The organism is Metabacillus rhizolycopersici, from assembly GCF_020075705.1.
Genome location: NZ_JAIQUM010000135.1, coordinates 1 through 7794, shown reverse-complemented (window position 1 = coordinate 7794; position 7794 = coordinate 1). Strand labels below are relative to the sequence as shown.

The 7794-nt window shown below is 35.6% G+C and carries 9 protein-coding genes and 1 rRNA gene; 2 read left to right on the top strand and 8 right to left on the bottom strand.

The window, feature by feature from the left end:
* A 16S ribosomal RNA gene (locus K9V48_RS26515) occupies positions 1-106 on the bottom strand; the annotation flags it as partial.
* Positions 107-374: 268 nt separating this feature from the next.
* Positions 375-1247: a nucleotidyltransferase-like protein gene (locus K9V48_RS26510; protein WP_224142078.1), complete on the bottom strand. Its 873-nt coding sequence runs from the start codon at positions 1245-1247 to the stop codon at positions 375-377.
* A 300-nt stretch (positions 1248-1547) separates the two neighbouring features.
* Between K9V48_RS26510 and K9V48_RS26505 the strand changes: the two genes are divergently transcribed.
* Complete coding sequence (locus K9V48_RS26505) at positions 1548-1907, top strand: YgzB family protein (protein ID WP_224142077.1); 360 nt, start codon at positions 1548-1550, stop codon at positions 1905-1907.
* A gap of 122 nt (positions 1908-2029) precedes the next feature.
* Here the strand turns inward: K9V48_RS26505 and perR are convergent, their stop codons facing one another.
* The 6 genes from perR to K9V48_RS26475 all read right to left on the bottom strand — a co-directional run bounded on the left by perR (position 2030) and on the right by K9V48_RS26475 (position 7353).
* Entirely contained in the window at positions 2030-2467 is a 438-nt protein-coding gene (perR, locus tag K9V48_RS26500) for a peroxide-responsive transcriptional repressor PerR (RefSeq protein WP_224142076.1), read from the bottom strand.
* A gap of 1203 nt (positions 2468-3670) precedes the next feature.
* Positions 3671-4141 (bottom strand): thioredoxin-dependent thiol peroxidase, encoded by a 471-nt coding sequence (gene bcp / locus K9V48_RS26495; protein ID WP_224142075.1) that lies wholly within the window; start codon positions 4139-4141, stop codon positions 3671-3673.
* A gap of 68 nt (positions 4142-4209) precedes the next feature.
* The gene (locus tag K9V48_RS26490) at positions 4210-4611 is read right to left on the bottom strand and encodes an ion channel (protein ID WP_224142074.1); all 402 of its coding nucleotides are present in this window, start codon (positions 4609-4611) and stop codon (positions 4210-4212) included.
* A gap of 135 nt (positions 4612-4746) precedes the next feature.
* On the bottom strand, positions 4747-5532 hold the full coding sequence (locus K9V48_RS26485; protein ID WP_224142073.1) for an ABC transporter permease: 786 nt from the start codon (positions 5530-5532) through the stop codon (positions 4747-4749).
* Between the two features lie 4 nt (positions 5533-5536).
* The gene (locus K9V48_RS26480; RefSeq protein WP_224142072.1) at positions 5537-6328 is read right to left on the bottom strand and encodes an ABC transporter permease; all 792 of its coding nucleotides are present in this window, start codon (positions 6326-6328) and stop codon (positions 5537-5539) included.
* A gap of 8 nt (positions 6329-6336) precedes the next feature.
* The gene (locus K9V48_RS26475; protein ID WP_224142071.1) at positions 6337-7353 is read right to left on the bottom strand and encodes an ABC transporter ATP-binding protein; all 1017 of its coding nucleotides are present in this window, start codon (positions 7351-7353) and stop codon (positions 6337-6339) included.
* Positions 7354-7658: 305 nt separating this feature from the next.
* On the opposite strand from K9V48_RS26475, the gene K9V48_RS26470 reads away from it, so the two are divergent.
* On the top strand, positions 7659-7794 hold a 136-nt coding region (locus tag K9V48_RS26470; protein WP_308012627.1), incomplete at its 3' end, for a helix-turn-helix domain-containing protein.

Sequence of the window (7794 nt, the reverse complement as noted above, 5' to 3'; positions counted from 1 at the left end):
GTCCGCCGCTAATATCAGGGAGCAAGCTCCCATCAATTCGCTCGACTTGCATGTATTAGGCACGCCGCCAGCGTTCGTCCTGAGCCAGGATCAAACTCTCCAATAAAGTAGTTTGACTTGCTCATAAATTTTGTACTATATAGTACGTTTTTGTTAATCGAAATTAACGTTGGCACGCTTGGTTTTGTTTAGTTTTCAAAGATCATCGTGTTGTCGTTCCATCTAGAAGCGACCTTCTTAATATAACATCTTCACTTTTTACTGTCAACATCTTTTTAAAAAGAAAAATTTTCATTAAAAGTGAAATAAAAGCCACTGTTCACTTTTTTCCGTAACAGCGACGTTTAATAATATATCACCTCATAAAAATTAAGTCAATACTTTTTCGTAACAAAATATGCTCGATGATAAATCCCTTTCCCCTTTGTTTCGATTCGTTTAACGGAAACATAGTTTTTCTCAACTAAGTATTCTAATATGACACTTAGATCAACAGAATAATATATCAGTTCTGGATGATGATGTAATTCATTATAAAACCAGGTTTCCTTACCTGTCATAATCGTCAGAATATGCGCTGCTCCCACCTCTGTTTTAGAATGAATTAAAAAGTCACTAGCTAAAAATAATAACTCCAATCTCTTCTCTAGCGATTCATCACTTTCGACTAATTCCTTATAAAGCTTATAGATTTGTGGTCCAATTTGTTTAACTTGGTTCCATACAGTCACTTCAGGATGATATCCTTGATCAATAACCTCTAATCTAGCTAAATGATGTAAAGAATGAACAATATTGTTATAAGCATCTAACAGCTGTTTAGATTCAAAAAATGCTTTTCCTTCTTGATATCTACGAATTAACTTTCCATATTCAATTCCAATTTTTAGTTTACGTTCAGTAAAGGGGAAACTTCTCAATCTTTCAATAAGACTGACTATGTATTCATTTCGATCAAAAAGAACTTTTCCATTTAATACCCAATCAACAATTCTTCTATTTGTTCCCAAAAGAATTGATTCATTTAATTCATCTTGGGTCATAACAGTTACAGAAGCCTTTTTATCTTCGTATTCGTAATGTTTTACATAAATTGACTGACTTGATTCGTTAATGATAACTAGTAATACAACATCTAAATTGTCTGTTAAAGGAGATATTTGATTCCTTTTTTCAATCATGATGATCGCTAATGTATTCGAATGACTTGCTCTTTCCTGATATATAGGACGGAGAATATTTTCCATGATTATTCCTCCAATGATTGGGCTTATTATTGATTCTACATATAAAAGCAAAAACCCTTTTCAAAATAGCACGAAGAAAATTATTAGAGAAACCTGAGTTGTCTCCAATCACTTATGTCGAATCAAAAGCCACTGTTTTTCTAATAATGCCAACCTTTGTATTTAACTTCTGATAGTATAAAGTAACTACAACATATAAAACAAACATTATTTTCAGATGTAATTTTTAAAGTAAAGTTAGTTAACAATTTATCTACAATACAAGCTGTGCTATATTTAAAACAACAGGAGGTTTATGATATGGCTCGTAAATATACTAGTAAAATAAATAAAATAAGAACTTTTGCTTTAAGCTTAGTCTTTGTAGGTTTCATTATTATGTATTTAGGCCTTTTCTTCCGCTCAAACATGTGGGTTATGACGATTTTTATGATATTAGGGATGCTTTCGATCATTGCAAGTACAGTTGTTTACTTTTGGATCGGAATGCTTTCAACTAAAGCTGTTCAGGTTATTTGTCCATCATGTGAAAAACCGACAAAAATACTCGGTCGCGTTGATATGTGCATGTATTGTAAGGAACCTTTAACGTTAGACAAAAATTTAGAGGGCAAAGAATTTGATCAAGATTATAATCGTAAAAAAATGAAGATAAAATAGTAAGAACGGCTTCTTAGAAGCCGTTCCTTTTAATATTTGAATCCAAAATGAACCTACCAGCATATTAACTTTTAGAGTCAGTTAAATACAAAAACAAGCTTCAGTCTTAAACTGAGCTTGTTTTAATGAGTTTCCTGTTTTTCACAACTGCTGCACTTCCCGTATATTTCCATACGGTGGTGGCTAACATTAAACCCTGTTACATGTGCAGCTAACGCTTCAACTTCATCAAGTCCTGGATAATGGAAATCAACAATCTTACCGCACGTTTCACAAATACAGTGATAGTGATCTGATGTGACGAAATCAAATCGACTTGACGAATCGCCATACGTCAATTCCTTTACTAGTCCAACTTCACGAAATACCCTTAAGTTGTTATAAACTGTAGCAACACTCATATTAGGAAATTTTCCTTCTAAGGCTTTATATATATCATCGGCTGTAGGGTGTATCATGGAATCGACTAAGAATTCAAGTATAGCATGACGTTGAGGTGTTATACGAACCCCGGTTTGCTTTAATGTATCTAATGCATCTTTTAAATGATGTTCAGACATTCGCCATGCACCTCATTTCAATAAATATTCTTACTTTATAATGTTTATAATTAGTGTACATTGAGTTTGTAACTTTTGTCAAACTTTCTTTATCATTTCCCAACAGAAGATCCCTTCCTCAATAAATGCGTAGAGCGTAACCCAATGAGTAGGGAGGGGATGAATGTCGGTTAGCGCTAGCCAAAACGGTTGAATAAACCGAACGTACGTGCTGTTGTTTTCCTATACAAATCGTTCTTTGAAAATTAGATAGAATATGGGGTTCCAACAACTAACCTATCGTTTCGTTTGTTGGGTAAAATTCTATGCGTGTTTTTTGTGCTTTTTCTACCGACAAATTATTCACGATTACCAGAGAAGATAATCGGTCTAGCTTGTCGGGTGCAGTAGGAAAAGGACATTCCTGAACGAATGTGTCAGAGCTTTTTGCTTTCAGACAGGTTCTACACTTGTAGGCTCTTTGTTCCAGGATGAATTCGATCTTGAAGCAAAAAGGTTTGTCTGAAAGGGAAAGCAGAAAATCCATCACCTAGTTGAACGGGTATGGTTCTATTTTTTAGAATCTCCGTCTTCACATTTTCGTTAGAAAATTAAGTCGTGAGTAGTTCAATAAGAGTATTATATACACTCAAATCAGATTCATGCTATTAACATCCCTTAGATTACATGAAAGATCCACTTTAACTATTTCCATGTCCTTTTAGGGTTCATTTCCAGTACTACTTAATAGATGTGGAGTAATCCTTACAAATTCTATACAGCAGAAAGTATCAAGTTTATCTCTATGAACAAAAGCGCAAACGCCTTGATCAGCCTCAGGCAGGCATAAAACGCGCATGAATAGAAAGGCTTACTTTGCCTTCAATTCATGTGTGGCTTATGAGCCCAAAGGGCCGTACGCTTGCGCTGGATGTCGTGCGCTTATCCACATTACAAGAATTTTATTTTCCTATACCGATACAAATCATCTTCCTAAACACTAAAAAGAGTGCGGAACTTAGGTCCGCACTTCAAATCCGGCGCTAACATTTGAGGAGGTAATGCCTTCCATATACTTTACGCATTTTTCTTCACTTTGGCTGGACGTTTGCCCTATTTGTAAAAAATAGGCGATATTATTTAATATTTTCTTAATTTTAGCATTCAGGATACAGTAAGATTTCATTTACTAAAACTGATGCTAGATTTGATGTTGTCTGTAAATTAGGATTGGGCATCCTTTATGTACTGCAAGGCTTCCTGTACATGATCTTTCACTTTTACTTTTCTCCATTCTTTTATTATCCTTCCTTCAGGATCAATAATAAAGGTAGATCGTTCAATCCCCATGTACTCTTTACCAAAATTCTTCTTTAATTTCCAAACGCCATATGCGTCAGCCAATTTCTGTTCATCATCCACCAATAAACGAAAAGGCAGATCATGTTTTTCTTTAAATTTTTGATGCTTTTCTTGAGGATCAGGACTTACCCCTAAGATTACTGCGTTTACATCTGCAAAGCTTTGATGCTGATCACGAAAATCACATGCTTCGGTCGTACAACCTGGCGTCATATCCTTAGGATAAAAGTATAAAACAATATATTTCCCTCTATAATCAGCCAATGTCACCTTATCTCCATTATCAGCTACTAATTCTACGTCTGGTGCGATACTGCCAACTTCTATTGTCATTGCGATCCCTCCATTGAATATCGTACTAGATATTAAGCGTAACGAACTTTTGCTTATCATACAACTATTTACTTTTTTTCAACCTCAATGACCGTACGAGCTAAGAAAACCACGGGAAGGACATACCCAATTAAAGCCTCAATAACAGCAAGATACCGCCCTATTCCAATTGGTACAATATCTCCGTAACCTACTGAAAATAAGGTAACAGCACTAAAATAAAGTGACGTAATGAGCTTGTCAAAATAATCCCCAGAAATCAGATTACCCGCTTCAATTAAAACAAGAAGGTTACTCTGCATACATATTAAATAGATCATTCCAAAACCGACAAATAGAGAAAAGTATAGATAAGTTATTATAATAATTGTTTCAAAAGACAAAAAATTCTTTTGAAGACATGCCACAACAACAGTTTTAAAACTCATAAAAATACAAATCGCGATAAAAATACAAAACAACAATTCCAAATAAACCCCACCCTACTCAACTGACGCTTTGTACAATATATACAAGCATGGCAGGGGTTATTCAAATCACTTTCAATTACAGCAGTATATTTTACAAACAAAAACAGAGAACCAAATTTTCGTGGTTCTCTGTTTCTAATTCCCTGCTCCTCGATATCTCTTCACACCTGCATTCCAAAGCACAACAGATATCACTAAAAAACAAATCCCCATTACTGGAGTTAAGAACGAGTAGACATACCATTCCTCTTTTTCAAGGAAGAATGCAGCCGGGTACACTCCAACGAATGCAAATGGAAGAATCCAGGTTAACACAAAGCGAATAACTGAATTATAGATATCAACCGGATAGCGTCCGTAGTTACCGATATTGTACATCATCGGCATGAAGGAAGTAGGTGAATCCGACCAAAAGCCAATACTTGCCAAGGAAACAAAAATACCTGCATAAATAAGTGCTCCGCTAATAACAAACACCATAAACAAAAGGACGTCATACCATTGAAAGCTTAACCCTAATTGAATGGAAGCATAGGTCATAATTAATATCCCTGTAACCGCACCAAACAATGACTCAAGCTCCATTCGTTCGAGAATAACTTGAAACAAGCTATGGATTGGTCTAGTTAATATCCGGTCCATTTCTCCCTTTACAATATAGCGATCATTAAAATCCCAAATATTGAAAAATGCTCCGAATATCGCATATGGCACTAGGAAAAAACCGTAAATAAAAATGATTTCATCACGAGTCCAACCACCTAAAAATTGCGTATGTCCGAAAACGACGAGAATGAATACGAGATTTGTAATTTGAAACAATAAGTCTGATAACAATTCGACAACCATATCTCCTCGATATTCTAGTCTTGTTTTCATATATTGTCCGATATATTGTGTAAACATTGACAAATAAAACATATCCTCATCCTCCCTGTATAATCATTCGTTTTTTCGCTATGATCCACAGTACTTGGATTGGAATGAGTAACAGAATTGCCCAAAAACCTTGCAATAGAAGAGCTTGAAGAACTTCATTACCTTTCATGCCTTCTGTAAAAATCATACTTGGAATATAACTAATTGCTTGGAACGGAAAATACTGCATGATATCTTGGGCCCATATCGGGTAAAAGCTGATCGGTAGAAGCAGCCCCGAAAATAGATCGATAATGACTCGTTTTGCTCTCATTAGACCATCGTTATTAAATAAGAAGAATGTCATAATTCCCGTCATTAAGTTAATTTGAGTATTAATAATAAAGCTGAATATCAATGAGCAAGCAAAAAATAACCACGTTGCCCCATTTGTGGAAAATTCCATCGGGAACACAAATCCAACAATGACCATCCCCGGTACAGAGAAAAATAATAAGCGAAAGACACCTTCGCCAAATGCTTGCATCGTCTTCATCCCTAAATAATTATAAGGTCTAATAAGTTCGATCGCGACTTTTCCTTCTTTAATCTCTACCGCTATTTCACGATCAATATTATTAAAATAAAATGCCCTTGCCATCCACGATACAGCTACATATGATGTCATCTGAACGGCTGATAAGCCTTCAATCGATTCCTTGCCACCATAGATAGCTGTCCAGAGAAAATAATAAGCACCAATATTTATACTGTAAATTAAAATCCCGCTATAATAATTCGTTCGATATGCAAGCATCATTAAAAAGCGGATTCTGATCATTTCTATATATTTACCCATACTCCACCTCAGCTTGATAATGCCTCGCCCTTTTCATAAATGTTTCGAATAACCTCTTCTGTAGAAATTTCCGCTACACTTAAATCAGTAATTTGATGTGCACCTACAACTCGACTAATAAGCTCAGACATCTGCGTCTCTTTGTCACTGACAATCGCTGTCCAAACATTCGCATTATCACCTTTTTGCCAAAACACATCAATTTCTTCAGTTAGAAATGTGAGCTGATTTCCTATCACTTCATTTGCAAATTGGAATTGAATCTGTTTTCCTTCACCCCAATGTGTTCTTAATTTCTCTAAGGCTCCATCATAAATCACTTTTCCCTTATCAAGCATTACAACGCGTTCGCAAAGCGCCTCAATGTCTGATATATCATGCGTAGTTAATAAAATTGTCGTTTTGTACTTTTCATTCATTTCCTTCAAAAACTGACGAATTTTCAATTTCACTAGAACATCTAGTCCGATCGTTGGCTCATCCAAGAACAATAATGGTGGATTGTGAATCAGGGCCGCAGCTAGCTCACATCTCATTCTTTGTCCTAAAGAAAGCTTTCGAACTGGCTTATCTAACAAAGGTTCAATATCAAGCGTTTTTATCACATGATCCATATGCTCGTTATAATCAGTATCGGATACTTTATACACTTTTTTTAATAATCGAAAGGATTCCTGTACCGCGATATCCCACCATAGTTGTGAACGTTGACCAAAGACAACGCCAATTGAACGAACAAAACGCTCACGTTCTTTATGGGGATTCAGCCCATTTACTAGAACTTGACCTGAGGTGGGGGTTAAAATCCCAGTTAGCATTTTAATTGATGTCGATTTACCGGCGCCATTTTCTCCGATATATCCAACCATTTCTCCTTGCTTTACTGTAAACGAAATATCATCCACAGCAGGAAAAATTTTGGATTGACGATTTAATAAATCACGAAATGCCCCCTTTAGACCTTGGCGACTTGAGTACGACTTAAATTCTTTACGTAAATTCTTCACTTCAATAATGTTTGTCATATTTGTCCCTCCAAATTTCACCACAACATCCAATTTTATCGCAAATTATAACGAATAGTAAGCATTGACACGAGAAAAATGATCGAAATGATGTATCGGTCTTTATAATAAACTGAGACTTACCTGAATCTTAAGGTAAGATTTTACGGAAGTTTAACGAAATCCCAAAAGAATTCCCCTTCCTCAAGTGTGTGAAGGGTGTAGCCCAACGGTAGGGAGGGGATGAATTTTGGTCAGGTGGAAGCCTGAATGGTTGTTCAACAGGAACTAACGTTCTATAATGAAGGTAGAATATAGGGGTGGTGATCACAATATTGTTGAATCAAAAATATGAAATTTATCCAAATGAAAAGCAGAAGGAAATGTTGGATCGTTGGCTGCAATATTGTCGCCAAACCTATAATTCTGCTCTTTTAGATAAACAACGTAAATATAATAGGT